General features: G+C 61.1%; 15 protein-coding genes. 13 read left to right on the top strand and 2 right to left on the bottom strand.

Features of this window, described 5'->3' with window-relative positions:
- Positions 1-128: 128 nt before the first annotated feature.
- Entirely contained in the window at positions 129-971 is an 843-nt protein-coding gene (locus LAP85_09790) for a hypothetical protein (GenBank protein MBZ5496683.1), read from the bottom strand.
- A 59-nt stretch (positions 972-1,030) separates the two neighbouring features.
- Complete coding sequence (locus LAP85_09785; GenBank protein ID MBZ5496682.1) at positions 1,031-2,839, bottom strand: hypothetical protein; 1,809 nt, start codon at positions 2,837-2,839, stop codon at positions 1,031-1,033.
- A 128-nt stretch (positions 2,840-2,967) separates the two neighbouring features.
- On the opposite strand from LAP85_09785, the gene LAP85_09780 reads away from it, so the two are divergent.
- The 13 genes from LAP85_09780 to LAP85_09720 all read left to right on the top strand — a co-directional run bounded on the left by LAP85_09780 (position 2,968) and on the right by LAP85_09720 (position 18,550).
- Positions 2,968-3,282: a hypothetical protein gene (locus LAP85_09780; GenBank protein MBZ5496681.1), complete on the top strand. Its 315-nt coding sequence runs from the start codon at positions 2,968-2,970 to the stop codon at positions 3,280-3,282.
- Positions 3,283-3,314: 32 nt separating this feature from the next.
- A complete protein-coding gene (locus LAP85_09775; GenBank protein ID MBZ5496680.1) occupies positions 3,315-4,139 on the top strand; it encodes an ABC transporter permease in 825 nt (274 codons plus the stop codon).
- A complete protein-coding gene (locus tag LAP85_09770; protein ID MBZ5496679.1) occupies positions 4,136-5,011 on the top strand; it encodes an ABC transporter ATP-binding protein in 876 nt (291 codons plus the stop codon). Before LAP85_09775 ends, LAP85_09770 begins: the two co-directional genes overlap by 4 nt.
- A complete protein-coding gene (locus LAP85_09765; protein ID MBZ5496678.1) occupies positions 5,008-5,862 on the top strand; it encodes a hypothetical protein in 855 nt (284 codons plus the stop codon). The genes LAP85_09770 and LAP85_09765 overlap by 4 nt, the downstream gene beginning before the upstream one ends.
- Before the next feature lie 43 nt (positions 5,863-5,905).
- Positions 5,906-7,636 (top strand): AAA family ATPase, encoded by a 1,731-nt coding sequence (locus LAP85_09760; GenBank protein ID MBZ5496677.1) that lies wholly within the window; start codon positions 5,906-5,908, stop codon positions 7,634-7,636.
- 3 nt (positions 7,637-7,639) lie between these two features.
- Complete coding sequence (locus LAP85_09755; GenBank protein ID MBZ5496676.1) at positions 7,640-8,293, top strand: DUF4164 domain-containing protein; 654 nt, start codon at positions 7,640-7,642, stop codon at positions 8,291-8,293.
- Between the two features lie 246 nt (positions 8,294-8,539).
- Entirely contained in the window at positions 8,540-9,298 is a 759-nt protein-coding gene (locus tag LAP85_09750) for a PspA/IM30 family protein (GenBank protein MBZ5496675.1), read from the top strand.
- 96 nt (positions 9,299-9,394) lie between these two features.
- Positions 9,395-11,101: an OmpA family protein gene (locus LAP85_09745; GenBank protein MBZ5496674.1), complete on the top strand. Its 1,707-nt coding sequence runs from the start codon at positions 9,395-9,397 to the stop codon at positions 11,099-11,101.
- A 169-nt stretch (positions 11,102-11,270) separates the two neighbouring features.
- Positions 11,271-12,092 (top strand): VWA domain-containing protein, encoded by an 822-nt coding sequence (locus tag LAP85_09740; GenBank protein ID MBZ5496673.1) that lies wholly within the window; start codon positions 11,271-11,273, stop codon positions 12,090-12,092.
- Positions 12,093-12,291: 199 nt separating this feature from the next.
- Entirely contained in the window at positions 12,292-12,885 is a 594-nt protein-coding gene (locus LAP85_09735; protein MBZ5496672.1) for a TetR/AcrR family transcriptional regulator, read from the top strand.
- 17 nt (positions 12,886-12,902) lie between these two features.
- On the top strand, positions 12,903-14,261 hold the full coding sequence (locus tag LAP85_09730; GenBank protein MBZ5496671.1) for a TolC family protein: 1,359 nt from the start codon (positions 12,903-12,905) through the stop codon (positions 14,259-14,261).
- Entirely contained in the window at positions 14,261-15,427 is a 1,167-nt protein-coding gene (locus LAP85_09725) for an efflux RND transporter periplasmic adaptor subunit (protein ID MBZ5496670.1), read from the top strand. The genes LAP85_09730 and LAP85_09725 overlap by 1 nt, the downstream gene beginning before the upstream one ends.
- A 3-nt stretch (positions 15,428-15,430) precedes the next feature.
- Positions 15,431-18,550, top strand: a complete 3,120-nt coding sequence (locus tag LAP85_09720; protein ID MBZ5496669.1) for an efflux RND transporter permease subunit — start codon at positions 15,431-15,433, stop codon at positions 18,548-18,550.
- Positions 18,551-18,609 lie beyond the last annotated feature (59 nt).

The raw sequence follows: 18,609 nt of genomic DNA, 5'->3' as shown, positions 1-18,609 counted from the left end.
GGGATAAAGAAGAACGCCGGCAGACATCGGCCGTTGTAGCGGCGTCCGTCGATGCAATTCCACGTCCCTTGAAGGGAAATCTTCGTGCCGCCACATGCACTGCCCGCAAGAGCACTTCTTTCTCTCACTTACTTGGCGATGGGATCATCGTACAGCACCTCCTTCTCCCCCCTTTTGGCGATGAGTGCGTCATAAATCGCCACGATCTTGTCCCGGCGTGCCATCACCCCATCAATCTGACTCTTTTCAAGGAGCCCGTCGGTTTTCTGCGTAAGTTCGTTGCGGTCCAACTTGCGCAATCTCTCAAGTAAATGCCGTTCACACTTGGAGTCGGTTATGTTCCTTCGGTTGAAGAGATCCTTGTAGAGACGGAATGCACGGGTGAAGTCAATCATCCACAGATGCCAATCTTCGGAGATCATGACGTTCGTGAGGTTTTGGTCCACATCGTAGACGAGTTCTGCGAAAATCCTTTTCTTGAACATCTGCTTGTTGTAGGCATCCACGTCGGGCGGCTCGATGTGCTTGGTGTAACGCGTGTGCTCATCCATCTTTGCCGGGAGCCACCAGGATATCGCACCTGTCTGGCCGTTCCATTTGCGCTGGACCGTGACCGGCATCATATTGCCGAGGCCGAGCAGCTTGGCCAGTTCGTAGGCCGCGATGTCGAACTTGTAGCAGTCACGGAAATTAAGTTCGACGCGGCCGTCGGAGGATTCCCACCTGGGTTTGGTTTCATCGATGGGTTGGAAGCCGGCATCGTGGGTGATCTTCCCATCAGTCAATGTGAGCTGGTAAGGGGAGGTAACGCCCTTTTTCGTGTGTTTGCTGGCTATTACATCGGCAGTCAGCAAGAACTCTTTCATCTGTTCTTCGGTGAGGTTCGGTTGCTCCTGCTCAGGCGGGCAGACTGAGGAAGCCAACCACATCGCCATCGGCAATATCAGCGGGCGGAAACTGGAGAGGAGCATACATCCTCCTTTTTGAGGGAGCGAGTCTTTTTGAGGAAGCACTATACACTGAATTTCGCTCATTTCCCAAGGAAGCGCCCGTAGCTGGGGCGATCCGGTCGGGCGAGGTCAATGACGTGTCCGTCCATCAGCACGTAGCGCGGCTTGCAGTCGCGCAGATCGAAGGAAGACCTGTCGGCCGGACAGCCCCAGATTACGAGATCGGCGGGATTTCCCTGTGCGATCACACCGCGTCGGCCGAGCCCGAACTTACTTGCGGCCTCTGACGTGTATCGCGGCAGAACTTCCGCTACATCCCCCTCCAGGCCTGCCGGCACTCTGTATCGCAGAGCTTCCTGATGCGCAAGCGCGGGGAGCCCGAACCAGCGGGGAACGGCTGCGATTCCCTCCGTCCCGGAGGCGTCGGCGCCAGACTCGGGTACGAATGCGCGGCCTCCTGCGCTCAGCCACTCTGCCAGCAAGACCTGGTCTGGTGCCGCGCTCTTCAGCGGGTTGCCGGATACCAGGTAGCCCCAGTTCACCTGACGCGCCCGGGCACTCCACTCTCGCGGCGCCGGGTGCCGGCCGGCCAGGTCAGGCCAGCGCGCGGTCTCCAGTACCGTGAGTATCCCTCGCTCCAAATATCCGGAATGCGTCTGGTCGCCGGCGAAAAGGGAACTGTCCGGATTCCAGGCAATCAGCCCCGGTGTCACCAGATAGTTGGTGCAGTCGATCGTCTGATGAGCCGTGTACACGCCAAGATCGCCCAACTCTGCGACGACTGCCTGCCCGCGCCCGCCCGCCCGCGTGTCGGCCCGGATCGCCACATCCCCTCGAAATACGGGAACGCCGGTTCCGGTAAAAATCCGGGCATTGTGAAGCATGGTGTCGTAGATGGGATTGTCGCTGTTCAATTTCAGTGCGTCGAACACGGCAGGATTTGCGTTGCCGATTCGACCGGATGCGAGCGAGTTCAAGACCGCCGACAAGGCGACGAAGTTCAGCTTCACCCCGAAGTTCAAAGGTTCATCGGCAGGATTGCCGCCGCTCTCGATCAGGACTACGGGGGTTCCCCATAGCGTCAGATTGTCTCCGAAAGCCCGGGGATTGAATCCCTCGTCATAGCGCGAGATGTGGCCATAGATGAAGGGGGATAGAGCCTCGTACACCACCGCCGTCACCTCTTTGGCCAGCGGAACCGATCCCGATGCGCCCGGGGCGTCTGCTGCGACTGCCAGGAGCGCAATGGTTGCGACCCGGCCGGTGTCCCCCACCGTCGTAGCGGCGTTCTGGTTGTGAAGATTGAAGCCGAGGAATGGCTGGTAGCGAGCCCGGATCTCCTTGAGCAATCGTCCCTCCGGCGTCTGCAACGCGCGGGCATCGCGATTGATATCGATCCCCTGGGCATTGCGGCGTTGCATGCGCGCGGCGCCGTCGGGATTCAGCATGGGAATGATGAGCAGCGTGTACTTTTCGAGAATCACCGAAATCCAGGGTTCCTTGCGGTGGGCGCCGAAGTATTGGAGAATGTCGATTAGAGCGCAGGTGGCCGTCGGTTCATCGCCGTGCATCTGGGACCAGATCAGGATTCGCTCGGTGCCGCTCCCCACGGTAACGAGGAATATTTCGCGCCCCTCGACGGACTTCCCCGCAGGTGCGGTGTGAACTAGGTCGGGGAAGGAGGACGAGAGCGTCTCCAGGCGCTGTTTCAACTCGGCGTGCCTGAGTGCGTAGGGATTGGCCGGCGAGACGTGCTCCGTTTCCCAGATCCCTGCCAGCTGTCGCACGTCAACATCAAAAAGGTCGCCTGCAGGCGCAAGCTCGATACCTGCCGCCAATAGCGTGCCCAGGCCGATCCCGCCCATCCACGATGCCATAGTTCTTCGCATTCGTCCCTCCCACAAACTCATGGATGATTCAGGTTAGCGCAAGGGCCGCCTGGGAAACAGCAATATCGTAAAGGAAGTCAGAATGCTCATCGCCCCCGGCCCTATGCCGCCCGGTGACGGTTTTTCAGTTGACGGGCAATCTGCCTCTTGTGTATCCACGACGGACGATTACAATTGCACCACTCGGGAGCCCCGACGGCAAATTCGTCTACTTCACGGGCGGCATCGGCGGCACCACTCATCTCTTCCGCGTCGCGGCGGGCGGCGGGGCAGTCGAACAGATCACCCAAGGTGAGCGGCGAGTCGGCGGGATCTCTTTTGACCGCGCCATGACAAAGATGGCGTTCACTGTCGGGCGCTTCGAGGCACCTTCGGAGATCTCCATCGCGAGCATCGACGGCACCGGGGAACGGCAGCTCACGCACATCTTCTTCCGTTATTGACTCCCGGCCCATGTTTTCGTAATGTCACGTCCATGATGCTGAACTGGTTCATGGAGATCCGCGGGCTTGTGCCGCGGGGAGCCTCACTGATTCTGGGATTGCTGCCGATCGTGGTGCTGCTGCTGGTCTGGACGTTTGTGACCCGGGGCGCGCCGGAAGAGCGCATTTTCGGACCGACCATTCTGCCGAGTCCTTCGGAAGTCATCTCGAGCCTGAATCAGCTGGTGACGACGAGCGACACCGAAGGCCGCACGCTGTTTACCCATATCTGGATCAGCATGCGCCGGATCGGCCTGGGTTTTCTGCTCGCCCTGGCAATGGTATTGCCGCTCGGCATCCTGATGGGGGCATTCGGCAGCGTACGCGCGCTCTTCGATCCCGTCATGACCGCCAGCGGCTACATTCCGATCGCGACTCTCGTGCCCCTGACCATGTCCTGGTTCGGGCTGGATGAGATTCAAAAGGTCGTTTTCCTGGCGATGGCGTTCGGCATCTTTCTCGCACCGACGGTCATCAAGGCGATTGATTCCGTGCCCGATGTCTACTTGCGGACGGCGTACACATTGGGGGCGAGCCGGTGGCAGGTGATCCGGCGCGTGCTTGTACCCGTGGCGCTTCCCGACATCTGGCACGGGATGCGCTTGGCATTCGGTGTCGGCTGGACTTACCTCGTACTGGCCGAAGTCGTGGTCAAGACCGGCGGTCTGGGCGACCTGATCGACACCGCCCGGCGGCGCGCCCTGTCAGGTCGTGTCTATCTCGTGATCGTCATCATTACGCTGATCGCCTGGATTGCCGATGTGGTCTGGAAGTACCTTGCCGATGTCCTCTTCCCATATCGACGGAGTCGCACTTGACCATGCCCCCGGTCTCCCATCCTCCAGGACTCTCCCCCGTTGTGGAAGCGCAGCATGCGACCGTGTGCTTCGGCTCCTTTACCGCGCTCAATGACGTGTCTTTCTCCATCCCTGACGTGCCCAATCACGGCGAATTCATCGCGATCATCGGACCTTCCGGGTGCGGCAAGAGCACGCTGCTCAACCTGCTTGCCGGCTTTATCCGTCCCACGAGCGGAGAGATTCTCGTCAGGGGGTGTTCCATCGCCGGCCCGGGCCGCGACCGGGGCATGATCTTCCAGCAGTACAGTTCTTTCCCTCATCTTACGGTGTTCCAGAATGTGATGTTCGGTCTCCAGATCAATGGGCGCAAGCTCGGCTTGGATGCGAAAGCCCGGAAAGCGCGTGCCGAGGATCTGATCAAGCAGGTCGGGCTGATCGCGCACCGGGACAAGTATCCGCACCAACTCTCCGGCGGGCAGCAGCAGAGGGTGGCCATTGCCCGCTCGCTCGCAATGGAGCCGCAGATCCTGCTTTTGGACGAACCTTTCTCGGCTCTCGACGAACCGACGCGCCTGGAGATGCAGGAGCTCCTGGTTGAGCTTTGGAATCGCACTCACCCGACCATTTTCTGTGTGACGCACAGCGTGAGTGAGGCTGTCTACCTCGGTGAAAGGGTGTGGATTTTTACCCAGGCGCCGGGCCAAATCGCATATGATATCCGGGACGCGATTCCTCCGTCGGTCGGGATACCTCCGCTGGCAGCGCAGGAGCGCGCCGAATTCAAAGAGGCAGTCTTTGTTGTGACCGAGGCCTTCCGCCGCGTTTCCGAGGGCCATCTGGGTCAAGCAACCTCCAAGTCGGTAGCACCTGATCAGCAGGCTCGGTCATGAAACCTGGTTTTTGGGATCATGTACGCGCAGCATTCAACGCCCGCCCGATCGGCATGTTCGTGCCGCCCAACTGGGTGGGGGTGGCGGCCTTTGGTTTCCTGGGGCTGCTCAACCCGGGCTTCTGGATCATGGGTTTTGGGATCGAGCTCGCCTACCTGGGCCTGCTGGCGACCAATGAACGGTTCCAGCGGACGGTCGTGGCGTCACGGCAGTGGGAAGCACGGCGCCAGTGGCAAACCCGGGTCAACGATCTCGTGCAGCAGCTCAGCGCGGAAAACCAGCGCCGCTACCGCAATCTCGAGACGCGCTGCGGCTCAATCCTCGATCAGCAGCAGCGGGCCGCTGTGGTGCCCTCCGGCCTCGAAGCCCAGGGCGAGGGCCTGAGCCGCCTGCTGTGGCTGTACCTGCGCCTGCTCCTGACCCGGCAGGCGATCGACCGAATCGTCCGTGAATCAGCCGGGTCGATCGAAGAGGGGACTCAGCTGGAGGAACGCATCCGCAAGCTCGAGGCCCAGCTGGCCCAGGGTCCCGTGGGCGAAGAGCTGCGCCGCAGTCTCACAGGGCAGATCGAGATCCTGAAGCAGCGCTTGCAGAAGCGCAGCGAGGCACGCGACAAGCTTGTGTTCCTCGATGCGGAATTGACGCGGCTGCAGGAGCAGGTGGAACTGATCCGGGAGCAGGCGATCCTCTCCACCGACCCTCAGGTGCTTTCCGCGCGCATCGACCAGGTTACGGCGACTCTCGACGGCACGAACCATTGGATCCAGGAGCAGCAGAAGATCTACGGCGCTACCGAGGACCTGCTTTCCGAGCCGCCGCCGATCAGCGCGAGTCAGGCGGTCAGACAGTGATGAGTGACGAACCATGACTCATCACTTTTTTTTGAGGTAGAGTATGGCTGGTGATTTGCCGGCGTGGGCCCAGGAGATGCGCGACCTGTTCAAGTCGGGATCGGTGGCCCAGTTTATTTTGCACGGGAACATCTTCGATCTTGTTCCTGCCGGCGCTCCGGCCAAGCGGCGCCTCCTGTCCCTGAAGTCCTTCCTCGATGAAGTGATGTTCATTACCTACGACATCGTGCTGCAGTACGACCGCGGCAGGGGCATCCGCGCGACGCGAGGCGCCGAGGATTGGGGGGAGTGGCTCAAGCAGGCGTTGGGTGATCAGGCCAACGCAATCGCGCAAACACGCGAGCCCGGGGTCGCCATGGAATTGATCGACCGCTACCTGCTGCGCACGCTTAATCTGCAGGCGCTGCGCGGGCGGGAAGGCGCTGCTCACAAGGTGGCGGTGGTCATCGATTTCTCGGAATTCGTGGTGCCGCGCGGCGACGCCATCCAGCTGGGCGGCGCCTTCAGCGCCAACGTGGTCAAAGTTCTGGGATGGGCAAACGATCCCGCCATCCTGCAGTCGAACATCGTCAGCGTGTTGCTGGTGGAAGGGCTGCACGACCTCAACGAGCTCGTGGTGGACAATCCGCATGCCGCGGCCCTGCGCATCCCGCTGCCGAGTGAAGAGGAGATGTCGGATTACGTCGATGCTCTGGTCGCCACGACGCTGCCCGAGCTCCCCGGCCATTGCGAGGTGCCGATCGATGCGCTCGGGCGGCGCCTGACCGGGCTGAGCCGCGTAGGGGCGCGCACGGTCCTGTCTCTGGCGATCAAGAACGACCGGCCGATCACATCGCAGTGGCTGACCTTGACCAAAAAGGACATGATCGAGCGCGAGTGCCAGGGATTGCTCGAGTTTCTCGAGTCGCCTTTCACCCTGGACAATCTGGCGGGCCTCGATGCTGTCAAGGCGTGGCTGCGCGAGGACACGCAATTGCTGCGGCGCGGCGTTTTGAATGCGCTGCCGATGGGCTATCTGATCACCGGAAGGATAGGCACGGGCAAGACCTTCCTGATCCAGTGCTGGGCAGGTGAACTCGGGATTCCCTGCGTGGTATTCAAGAATTTCCGCGACCGCTGGGTCGGGGCGACCGAATCCAATCTCGAGAAAATTTTCTCGGTTCTGCACGCGCTCGGACAAGTCGTGGTTTTCGTGGATGAAGCGGATCAGGCCGCGGGGAAACGGGAAGGGGGCGATTCCGACGGCGGTCTGTCGGGGCGCGTCTATGCCATGCTGGCCAAGGAGATGTCCGACACGCGCAACCGCGGCCGCATCATCTGGGTTTTTGCCACTTCCCGCCCGGACCTGCTGGAGGTGGACCTGAAACGCCAGGGCCGGCTCGATGTGCACATCCCGTTGTTCCCCCCTCAAACCCCCGCCGAGATGCGCGACCTGTTGCTGTCGGTAGCGCGCAAACTGAAAGTGCCGGTCGCGGACTCCGACCTGCCGGTGCTGCCCGAGGGCCTGGCGCTGGGCGGCAATGAAATCGAGGGCGTATTCGTGCGCGCGCTGCGCGTGCATGCTCTCGCTCCGGAACCCGGAAAACCGCTGAAGGAGATTCTCGGACAAATCCTGGGAGAGGTGCGGCCGAGCGCCCATACGCGCAAGCTCGAATACATGGATCTGGTTGCGGTCAAGGAATGCACCGATGCGCGTTTCCTGCCCGAGCGCTTCCGCCACCTGACGCCCGAGGAACTGGAAACGCGGATCGATGAGCTGCGGAGGTTCATTTAGGAGATGAGTTTTCTTGATCTCTTGCAGACCATGGGGGGCCGTCTCGGCATACTGGAAGCGCCGTCAACGACCAAGACCGGTGCGCCCGAAAAGGTGGTGACCCGGACCGTGACCCTTGCCGAGCTTAAGTCGGAGATCCGATCCGAGGAAGTGCGTACCCTCGCAGAGTTGCCCGCGGAACTTACGGTGCCGTACGAAAGGATCTTTGAGGCGGCAGGCGTAACCGCTCCCGCGCACGGCTGGAATGTGGCGCGGCTCAAATCTCTTCTGAACACGGAGCCCTATCGGAGCCAGGACCGGGCGGCGGCTCAGCGTGCGCTGCTGAGCCTGCTCAGTTCCGAGCACATCCAGGCGGAGGATCTGGTCAAGGAGGCCATGGCGCAAGACCAGGCGTTGGACGCGTTCGAGGTTTTCGTGCGCAGGAAGGTAGAGGATCACATGGCACTCGCGGAACACCAGACTGCCGAACTCGACGCCAGGATCCAGGCGCTGCAGAGCGAACGCGCGCGGCTTGCCGAGCGCCTGCAACTCGATCAGGAAAAACTGCGCGAGTGGCGCCGGCGCAAGCGCGCCTACGAACACGATCTGGCCGCAACCATCGGCTACCTGACCGATCGCCCGGTGATCACGACGGATGAAATGACGGGTGACGAATGACGAGTGCAAGTCAGGCCGAGCCGTTTGCGCGGCCGTGCTTTGTGTCTTCGAGCCTTGGAGTGCTTGAGGCGGCCTCTGAGGACTCCGCCTTCAGGACTCGAAGTCTCAAGGTGATTCCGAGATCTGGAATTCCTCATTCGTAGTTCGTCATTTGGCTCGTTTATGCATTAGAATTGTCAACTGACACCCGAACGCCGGCGTACATTTTTCTCGACGGATGTCTCTGACTCGCGAAGGGAGAGCAAGATGGCCATTTTTGCACGAATCGGTAGGCTGTTTAGGGGCTTCTTTGGGCTGTTCATCAGCGGCATCGAGGCGCGCAATCCGGAGGCGCTGATGGAAGCCGCGCGCCAGGAGTTTCGCGAGCGGATGACACAGTACAACCTCGCGCTGGCCCGCATGGCAGGAGTGGCAGAACGGCTGAAAAGCCAGATCAAGGGCAAGACGGTGCGCGCGCAGGATCTCGAACGCCGTATTCTGGCCAATCACCATGCGGGGAACATGGAACTGGCGGGGAGCCTGGCGCGGGAACTGCAGGAGTTGAAGGCCGACTTGACGACGGATACCCATGAGCTGGCGGAGACCGAGGAGGCCTACCAGGGAAATCTGCGCCAGGCAAGAATCGTCCAGAAGGATTTCGAAGATAAAGTGCGCGGCCTGGAAAAGCAGCTTTCCCAGGTAAAGATCAAGGAGGCGCAGGCCGAGGCTGCGGCAGCCCTGGGGAGCACCGCCTTCAAGGTCGGGGACCTGGGCGACACGATGAAGAGCGTCGAAGAGATTCTGGCGAAACGATATGAGGTGTCGGCAGGCAAGGCGCGCGTGGCCAAAGACCTTGTGGACATGGAAAAAATCCAGGAAAAAGAAGGCGAGCGCAAGGCGCTGGAGCAGGCGGCGCTCGCAGAATTTCTGGCCAGCCAGGGGATCCAGGCGCCAGCGTCCGCCGAGGCTCCGGCTGCCGCCAAGGAAATCGGGCCGGCGCAGAGCACCGGACCCTCCGGTACGTAATTGTCTCAACACTGAGCCGCAGATAAACGCAGGTTCAATCGGCGTTTATCTGCGTTCATCTGCGGTTTGAGCGGCAGACAAAAAAGGAGAAGACGTATGGCTGAGCAAGGTGCCCGTTTGACCCCTTTGGGTAAGATTATCTCCATTCTCCTCATTCTCGGCGTGATCGGCGCCGGTGCCTGGATTGTCATGCGCGGCGGCGTCGGCGGCAAGCCGGGCGGCGGCCTGTTCTCGCAAGCTCCCGAAACCGAAGCTCCGGATACGACCGGCGTAACCACGGTAAAGGAATATAAGTATGTACCTTCGGACCGGCTGCCTCCGGTCAAGGGTGTCAGCCAATACCAGTGGGATCCGAACGAGAAGATCCTGCATTTCACCTATAACGTCTGGGCCGGCTGGCTCCCCGTCATCGCTGCCAACGGGGGTACAAAGCCGAATCCCGACAGCATTTTCGCCAAGAAGTACGGATTCCGTGTCCAGATGGACCTGATGGACGATCCGGTTGCCGCGCGTGATGCCTTCGCCGCGGGCAAGGTGCACACCCTTTGGGGAACGGTCGACATGATCGTCCTGATGGCGCCCGAGCTGATCAAAGATTCCCGCACGGCTCCGCGTGTCATGCAGCAGATCGACTGGTCGAACGGCGGCGACGGCATCGTCGTGCGCAGCGCCATCAAGTCGGTATCGGATCTGCGCGGCAAGGCCATAACCCTGGCCCAGAACTCGCCGAGCGAATACTACCTGATGTCCCTGCTGCTGTCGGCGGGATTGAGCCCTAAGGACGTCACTCTGAAATACACGGCCACGGCCTTCGAAGCCGCAGCCGCCTTCGTCGCCGACAAGAAAGTCAATGGCTGTGTCTCGTGGGCGCCGGACATCTACAACATCCCGGACAAGGTCGCCGGGACGCGCATCCTGTCGAGCACCAAGGACGCCAACAAGCTGATCGCCGATGTCTACGCCGTCCGGGCCGATTTCGTGCGCGACCACCCTGAGGTCGTCGAGGGGCTGGTCTCCGGCATCTTTGAAGGGATGGATATCATCAAAGACAAGCCTGAGCAGGCGTGCAAGTGGATGGCCGATGCCTTTGCCATGAAGCCGGAAGACGTCATGGGCATGCGCAACGATTTCCACTCGACGAATTTCGCGGAAAACCAGCAGTTCTTCCTCAACTCGTCCAACCCTACCAACTTCGAGCGCACCTGGAAGGGTGCCAGCTACGTCTATCGCGAACTGGGCCGCATCGATGCCCCGGTACAATTCGACCAGGTCATGGACTTTTCGTTTATTCAGGGGCTCCAGAAGAAGGGACTTTTCACCAACCAGAAAGATGAAAGCATCGCCTCTTTCACCCCTTCAAGCTTCAGAAAAGCATCGGCCGAGGCGCCGATCCTGACGCAGACCATCCGGATCAACTTCTATCCCAATTCGGCCAATCCCTATGAGCCGGCCCACGACGACCTTCTCAATCCGATCGCCGGGAAATTGTACGATCCGAATGTCGACGCCACGCTCGAACGTGTGGCGCGGCTGGCCGGCCAGTTTGCGCGCGCTGTCATTGTCGTTGAGGGTCACTGCGATTCAAGCCTGAGGGGTCACGCTTCTATCGATATGGTGCGCCAGCTCAGCCAGGACCGGGCCGAAGCGATCAAGCGGGCGCTGATCGACAAATTCAAGTTTGATCCGAACAAGTTCACCGTGGTGGGGAAAGGCTGGGACGTCCCCGCCGATCCCAACGATCCCAACAATCAGGCTCTCAACCGCAGGGTTGAAATCAGCGTTTTCCCGCCCGAACAGAAGTGAGGCATGCTGGGGGTGCGCAAGCTCGCCTGCGCCTTGGCTATCAGGCTGTGCGGGTCGTAAATGAGGATAGAATGAAGGCGGCGGCAAGCCGCCGCACTCCAGGGAGAATATCGAGGGCACCGTCGGACTGCCGGCGCCCAAGCGAAATTTGCACCATGGAGGAGCGGGCATGAGGTATTTCAGCGGTGTCGCATCAGCGGCGATTTTTGCTCTTGTCTTATTGACCGGAGGTTGTGGTTCATCGCCGTCGACCTCCAAGACGCCGGTTTTTAACAAACCCAACAATCCCGAAGCGATCAGGAAGCTGCTGAAGCCTGCGGCCGAGGCGCCGCCTCAGGATGGCATCGCAGCGGCGATCCTTATCGATACCTCGGGAAGTATGCAGGATCCCGTGACGGGCTCAGATAAAAAGCCGCATCCCAAGATCCAGGTGGCGCAGAAAGCCCTGCTCAATCTTCTCCAGCAGTTCAGCACTTTTGCGCAAAAGCATGCCGACAAAAAACTCCTGGTGGGCATCTACGAGTTCAGCTTCCGCAGAGGCCAGGCTTCCTGCCGGCAGATCGTAAAGCTCGGCCCGCCCGATGTCGCAGCCGCCCAGAGCGGCATCAAAAGTATCGTGCCGGAGGGCAGCACGCCCATTGGAGACGCTATGATCGCCGCGGCACGTGACCTTGAAGCCACGGGTCTCTCGCATCGCCACATCCTGGTCATAACCGACGGTGAAAGCAACATGGGCTACCTGCCGGGAGATGTGACCAGAGTCATCACGCAGGAACCCGACACGGCCCGCGCGGCGATTTACTTCATCGCATTCGACATCGGGGCCGAGCTTTTCGAGCCGGTCAAAGATGCGGGAGGACTGGTTCTGGCCGCCGACAGCGAGCAGCAGCTTACCGATACCCTCGATTTTATCCTGACGGGGAAGATCCTGGTCGAGCAGCCGCCCGCTCCCGTGCGCCCGCCGCATCCTCCCACGGTCATCCGCAAATAGGAGTTTGATTTTTGGATTTTTGATTTTGGATTTTGGATTTTGGATTGATGGTCGACGATGGGTGGCGGTAAGTCGACGCCTGAGTTTCCGTTCTGGAGTTTTTCAATTCAAAATCCACGGCCTTCGCCCGCATGGATTTCCCCCCTTGACTTTTCTTGACCAATCGGTAAAGTGATCTCATCCAAAAACGGAGCGGGTCATGCGCGGAGGGCGCGAGGCGGTGCTGAAGGCGGCGATCGAAATCTTTGCCCGGAAGGGATATGCCGGAGCCTCGACGCGCGAGATCTGCCGGGAGGCCGGGGTGACCAAGCCGGTATTGTATTACCACTTCCGCGGCAAGGAACATCTCTACCGAGAACTGATGATCGACTCCTTCGGCAACTACCAGAAGCTGCTGCTGAGCGCGGCGCAGACCCGCGGCACCCTGCGCGAACGGTTGGTGCGCATGGTTCAGACCGACTTCCGATCGACCCGGGACGATCCTGTGCGGACCATGTTTCTCCTGCGCATGGTTTTTTCACCCGGGGATCAGCATCCGCTCTTTGATATCGTCAAGGAAATGGAAAAGGAGCGGGATGTCATTGCCCGGGTTCTGCAGGAGGGTATTGACTCGGGCATCCTGAAGGGGAACACGCGCGACCTGGCTACGGCACTGATAGGGATGCAGCTGATAGCGACGCTCGAGCATCTTTTCACCGGCCGCGCCACGCTCACGCGCCGGCGGGCCGAGAAGTATGTCGATGTGCTGCTTCGGGGCTGCACGGTGCGGCACGACTTAGACCGATCGGTATAGTAAAAAGGACTGAGGATATGAAATCCGTTTTGCATTTTCTCATCGCGGCCGTGTTAGCTGTCCCTGGCGCCTCGGTCGCACTCGGGCAGTCTGTGCCCGCGACTCTTACCCTGTCCGATGCCGTCCGGCTCGCTCTGGAGCGCAATCCGGAAGTTCTGATCGCGCGCGAACAGCTGGAGGAGCTGAAGGGGAAAATAACCGAGGTACGTGCCGATGCCTACCCTCAGGTGACCATGCAGGGATTTGGATTGCGCCTGCGCGATCCCAGCATCCTCAACAGCGCCAGCTTCGACAAACTCCCCGATGAATTCCGCTCCGCGCTCGTGCCGCGGGGTGCCAACCTGTTCGACGTCGGACTGACCGTAACACAGCCGCTCTACAACGCGGGGAAAGTGGGGACGGCTATCAAGCTGGCTCTTGAGGGGCAGCGGGAGAAAGAGGCCGCGCTCGAAGCCGTGCGCCAGCGCGTGGCGTTCAAGGTTTTCCAGGCGTTTCACGATCTGCTGCTGGCGCAGGCCAACCTGGAAGTGGTGCGCGAGACCTACCGCCAGCGGGAGAAACACCTGGAGCAGGCGCGCAGCCGTTTTGCGCTCGGTGTCGCCACGGAGACCGACGTTTTGCGGTCCCAGGTCAACCTCGCCAACACGGAACCGGAGCGCATCCGCGCGGAGAATACGCTCCGGCTCGCACGTGCCGCGCTCAACAATCTGATCGTCGCCGACCTCGATGCCCCAACCGCGATCGAGGGGAAGCTCGATTATCTTCCCTGGACTGTGCCGCCGGCAACCGAACTCCAGGGGCAGGCACTCGAGGTCCGGCCTGAAGTTCTGGTTGCGAAGCGACTCCTCCAGGAGGCCAGGCTGCTGGGAGCGCTCGCCCGAAGTGAGAACAAGCTGAAGGTGGATCTGGAAGGACGCTATGGATACAACATTCGCAATCCCAAAAACCTGTTCAACCAGGACTTCAACCGGTGGAACGTCACCTTGAACTTCCGGCTTCCATTTTACGATGGGGGGCGCAAGGCCGGCCAGGTGGTGCAGGCCGATTCGAGGCAGCGTGCAGCGGAACACAACCTGGCGCAGCTCGAAAACAACGTCAGGCTGGAGATCAAGGCGGCCACGGACGATCTGCAGTCGTCCGCGGAGGCAATCGCGGCGGCGCGCCTGAACGTCTCTCAGGCCGAGAAGGTGCTCGAGATGATGCAGGCGAACTATCAATATGGCGCGGCGACCACCCTGGATGTCATGGATTCGCAGACGGCGCTCACCATCGCGCGCAATGCCGAGATCAATGCGACCTATCAGTACCAGATCGCCAAAGGCCGGCTCAGGCTGGCGGCCGGAATGCCCATCCTCGACGGGGAGGTAAAACAGTGATGAAGAAATGTGCAGGGATCATCTTGTTCCTGACCTTGACGGCCGCCGCACAGTGGCGGTGCAGCAGCAACGGGACTGCGGTGAGCACAGGCATTCCCGGCCCCGCGCCCGCCGCCGAGCTGGCAGTCAAGGTTGCACCCGTTTCCGTAGTGGATTGGCCGGTTACGATCCCGATTTCGGGGAGCCTGCGCTCGCAGTCGAACGTGGAAATCAAGTCCGAGGTCGGAGGCAGGCTGACGGCCACCTATTTTGAGGAGGGCGACGCGGTGCACAAGGACCAGTTGCTGGCCGAAATTGATCCCGTCAACTACCGCCTGGCCTATGATCAAGCCGCGGCGACGCTGGCGGTGGCACAGGCTGGGCTGGACCGGATTCAGGTCACACTGGATCATGCGCGGCGCGAGAAGGAGCGGGCAGACAACCTGCTGCGCACCGGAGGCATCACCGAGAAAGACCACCAGGCGGCGGTTACCGGGGTGAAAGAAGCCGAGTCCCAGGCGCGTCTGGCCCAGGCGCAGATCGACCAGGCGCGCTCGGCCGTGAACATTGCCGACAAGGCCCTCAAGGACTGCCGGATCGTCGCGCCGGCCGACGGCCAGGTGCGCCGCAGGTACCTCGACAGAGGATCGTTGCTGGCGCCGGGAGCATCCGTCTACAGCCTGGTCGACAATGCCCGTCTGGAACTGGAGTGTCTCGTGCCCTCCTACCAGCTGTCCGGCGTCAGGCTGGGGCAGCGGGCCGCATTCACAACGCCGACCTGGGGCGAGCGCCGGTTCGGAGGGAATGTCTCGGCGGTCAACCCCATGGTCGAGTCCGACAACCGCTCCGTCAAGGTCATTGTGAAGATCGCGAATCCCGGGGGCGAGCTGCGCAGCGGCATGTTTGCCCGCGGCGAAATCGAGGTACGCATCGAGAGCAAGGCCATCGTGATCCCGCGATCGGCCCTGGTCGTCGGGCAGGAGCAGTCGTCTTCGGGGAGAGTGTATGTGGTCTCGGGCGGCCGCGCGCTCCAGCGCGAGGTTCAGGTGGGCGGGGTCCGCCAGGACCAGCTATGGATTCAGCGGGGGCTGGCGGAGGGCGATCAGGTTATTGTCGACATAGGGCCCTCGTTGAAGGATGGCGTGCCGGTGCGCGCCATCCCGGACCGCTCTGCCGGGGAGCAATGAACTATGCTGCTTTCGGATCTTTCTATAAAACAGCCGGTTTTTGCCACCATGCTTATGGTGGGTCTGGTAGTGCTCGGCATCTTTTCCTACAAGGAATTGTCCACGGACCTGTTCCCGAATGTGGATCTTCCGGTAGTCAGTGTTCGCACTCTCTATCCCGGGGTCTCGCCCGAAACAGTGGAGACGGAGGTCACGAAGCGCATCGAAGAGGCGATCAACCCGATCCAGGGGGTGCGTCATATCTCATCGGTTACCTCGGAAGGCTTTTCGAGCGTCGTGGCCGAATTCCAGCTCGGCACGAACATCTATTCCGCCGCACAGGACGTGCGCAGCAAGGTGAGCGCCCTGCGCCGGGATTTCCCGACCGGCGTGGAAGAGCCCGTGATCGAGCGCCTGGATCCTGCGGATCTTCCCATTCTCTCGCTCTCGGTCACCTCGGAGCAGCTCTCCCCGAAGCAGCTCACTTCGCTGGTTGAGAAAGTCATCTCCAAGCGCCTCGAGAACATCGAAGGGGTGGGATCACTTACCATTGTGGGCGGGCAACGGCGCGAGATCCAGATTCTGCTCGATCCGGCCAGGATGAAGAGCTACAACCTCACCGTGCCGGAAGTCGTAACCGCGCTGCGGAGAGAAAACCTCGAAGTGCCGGCAGGGAAGATCGAACACGGCCGGATGGAAGAGCTCGTCCGCGTCGACGGCAAATTTGCCGACGCGGACGGCTTTCAGGCCCTGATTGTCAAATCGATCCACGGCGTGCCGGTCTACCTGAATGAAGTGGCGTCCGTGGCGGACGGCTACGAGGAGCAGCGGACCCTGGCGTTGATTGACGGCCGGAGAGCGCTGGCGCTGGAGATCAGGAAGCAGTCAGGCGGCAACACCGTCAACGTCGCGGAGGCCGTGAAGGCGGCGCTTCCCAGGTTGAACCAGGAGTTTTCCGGCCGGGCGCAGATCGCCGTGGTCAAGGACCTGTCGACCTTCATTCGCGACTCCGTCGAGGATGTGCGCAACACTCTGATTCTCGGCGCCATCTTCACGGTCTTTGTGGTCTTCATTTTCCTCAACAGCTGGCGCAGCACGGTGATCACGGGGCTGACGCTGCCGGTGTCGATCATTTCCGCCTTCATCGTGATGAAGATCTTCGGGTTCAGCCTGAACATCCTGACCCTCATGGGGCTCTCGCTTGCCGTCGGCCTGCTGATCGACGATGCCATCGTCGTGCGCGAGAACATTGTCCGGCACATGCAGCACGGCCGCGGTCACTATGAGGCGGCGCGCATCGGCACATCGGAGATCGGGCTGGCCGTGATGGCCACCACCTTTTCGATTATCGCCGTGTTCGTTCCGATAGCCTTTATGAAGGGAATCGTCGGGCGCTTCTTCTATGAATTCGGCATCACGGTGGCGTTTGCCGTGCTTGTCTCGCTATTCGTCTCCTTTACGATGGACCCGATGCTGTCGTCGCGCTGGTACGATCCGGCCATCACCGCGGGGCGCCGCCGCGGTCTGAGCCGTGTGCTGGAGGCGTTCGACCGGCAATTCGAGCGGCTGCACGGCGTGTACGAGAAGACGATCGGCTTTGCGCTGCGCCATCGCGCCTGGGTTCTCGGCATTGCCTTCCTGTTGTTCGTCGCCGCGCTTTCGGTTTTCCCGCGCCTGGGAACCACATTTATGCCGGATTTTGACCGGGGGGAATTCCAGGTGAGCTTCAAGTCAGCGCCCGGGGCGAGCCTGGAGCAGACCGAGAGCATAGCCGGGGACATCATCGGCACGATTGCGCGCCAGCCTGGGATCGCCTACACGTTTACGACGATCGGGGCGGGAGCTTCCGGTTCCATGAACGAAGGAGTGATTTACGTCAAGCTCAAGCCAAAAGCCGTGCGGCAACTATCCGACTACCAACTGCGCAGCCTGTTGCGCTCGCAATTCGCCTCCTACGGTCTCGCGACCACCAGCGTGGAAGAGGTGACGGAGATGGGGGACGCCAAACCGGTCCAGATCAGCGTGCGCGGCCCAGACCTGGCGGGACTGGATCGACTCTCGATGCAGGTAGCCGATCTGGCCCGCGCCGTGCCGGGTGCGGTCGACGTCGACCGCAGCCTGGACCGGGACAAGCCCGAGGTTAAAATCCGCATTGACCGCAAGCTGGCCTCCGACCTGGGCATCAATCTCGACTCGGTAGCCGTGACGCTCCGGGCGCTGCTCAACGGGGAAGTGGCGACCCAGTTTGAAGATCCCGAGGGGGATGCTTACGATGTCAGAGTGCGCCTGGCGGCGCAGCAGCGGCGCGCGCTCGAGACGCTCAATGACGTCGACATCCTCAGCTCCAAAAAAGATTTGGCGGGGAAGGACATGCTGATCCCGGTCGGCCAGGTGGCCGGCTTCCAGCGGAGCACGAGCGCATCCCAGATCCGCCGTTATGATCTGATCCGCGAGGTGCGCGTCTCGGCCAACACAGCGGGACGGCCGATGGGGGATGTCGTCAACGACATTCGGGCGCGCGGTTCCGCACTGAATCTCCCGTCGGGATTCGAAGTCCTGTACACCGGCGAAGCGGAGGACATGCGCGAGAGTTTCGGTTATATTTACGACGCCCTCATTCTGGCCGTCGTTTTCATCTACCTGATCCTGGCGTCGCAGTTCGGGAGCTTCACGCATCCGCTCGCCATTATGCTCTCGCTTCCTCTGTCCCTCATCGGCGTGGTCGGCATGTTGCTGCTGACGGGCGACACTCTGAACATCATGTCGATGATCGGGCTGATTCTGCTCATGGGGCTGGTCACCAAGAATGCGATCCTGCTGATCGACTACACCAACAAACTGCGCCGGGGCGGGATAGAGCGGGACGCAGCGCTGGGGAAAGCGGGCAACACGCGCCTGCGCCCCATCGTCATGACGACGCTGGCGATGATCTTCGGCATGCTGCCGCTCGCCTTCCAGATCGGCGCCGGCTCCGAGATCAGGGCACCCATGGCAAGAGCCGTGATCGGCGGCTTGATCACTTCGACGCTGCTGACCCTGCTGGCTGTGCCGGTGGTCTACTCCCTGCTCGACGACCTGATGCGCAAGGTGTTTCCGGCCAGGAAGCCGCTTGAGGCGAAGGCCAACCAGGGAGCGCCAGTATAGCGAGGCCTCGATGTTTCTTTGGCACAGGCATTTCGCCTGTGCCAACCCCCGTTGTCACG

Source organism: Terriglobia bacterium (assembly GCA_020072565.1).
In the GTDB taxonomy this organism is placed as follows: domain Bacteria; phylum Acidobacteriota; class UBA6911; order UBA6911; family UBA6911; genus JAFNAG01.
This window is presented reverse-complemented; position numbering and strand designations above follow the sequence as displayed.

Bases quoted from the DNA above. Each gene is read 5' to 3' on its own strand.
- LAP85_09790 (MBZ5496683.1), bottom strand. From the start codon at position 971: ATGCTCCTCTCCAGTTTCCGCCCGCTGATATTGCCGATGGCGATGTGG.
- LAP85_09720 (MBZ5496669.1), top strand. From the start codon at position 15,431: ATGCTGCTTTCGGATCTTTCTATAAAACAGCCGGTTTTTGCCACCATG.
- LAP85_09785 (MBZ5496682.1), bottom strand. From the start codon at position 2,839: ATGCGAAGAACTATGGCATCGTGGATGGGCGGGATCGGCCTGGGCACG.
- LAP85_09740 (MBZ5496673.1), top strand. From the start codon at position 11,271: ATGAGGTATTTCAGCGGTGTCGCATCAGCGGCGATTTTTGCTCTTGTC.
- LAP85_09750 (MBZ5496675.1), top strand. From the start codon at position 8,540: ATGGCCATTTTTGCACGAATCGGTAGGCTGTTTAGGGGCTTCTTTGGG.
- LAP85_09765 (MBZ5496678.1), top strand. From the start codon at position 5,008: ATGAAACCTGGTTTTTGGGATCATGTACGCGCAGCATTCAACGCCCGC.
- LAP85_09725 (MBZ5496670.1), top strand. From the start codon at position 14,261: ATGAAGAAATGTGCAGGGATCATCTTGTTCCTGACCTTGACGGCCGCC.
- LAP85_09735 (MBZ5496672.1), top strand. From the start codon at position 12,292: ATGCGCGGAGGGCGCGAGGCGGTGCTGAAGGCGGCGATCGAAATCTTT.
- LAP85_09745 (MBZ5496674.1), top strand. From the start codon at position 9,395: ATGGCTGAGCAAGGTGCCCGTTTGACCCCTTTGGGTAAGATTATCTCC.
- LAP85_09730 (MBZ5496671.1), top strand. From the start codon at position 12,903: ATGAAATCCGTTTTGCATTTTCTCATCGCGGCCGTGTTAGCTGTCCCT.
- LAP85_09755 (MBZ5496676.1), top strand. From the start codon at position 7,640: ATGAGTTTTCTTGATCTCTTGCAGACCATGGGGGGCCGTCTCGGCATA.
- LAP85_09760 (MBZ5496677.1), top strand. From the start codon at position 5,906: ATGGCTGGTGATTTGCCGGCGTGGGCCCAGGAGATGCGCGACCTGTTC.
- LAP85_09775 (MBZ5496680.1), top strand. From the start codon at position 3,315: ATGATGCTGAACTGGTTCATGGAGATCCGCGGGCTTGTGCCGCGGGGA.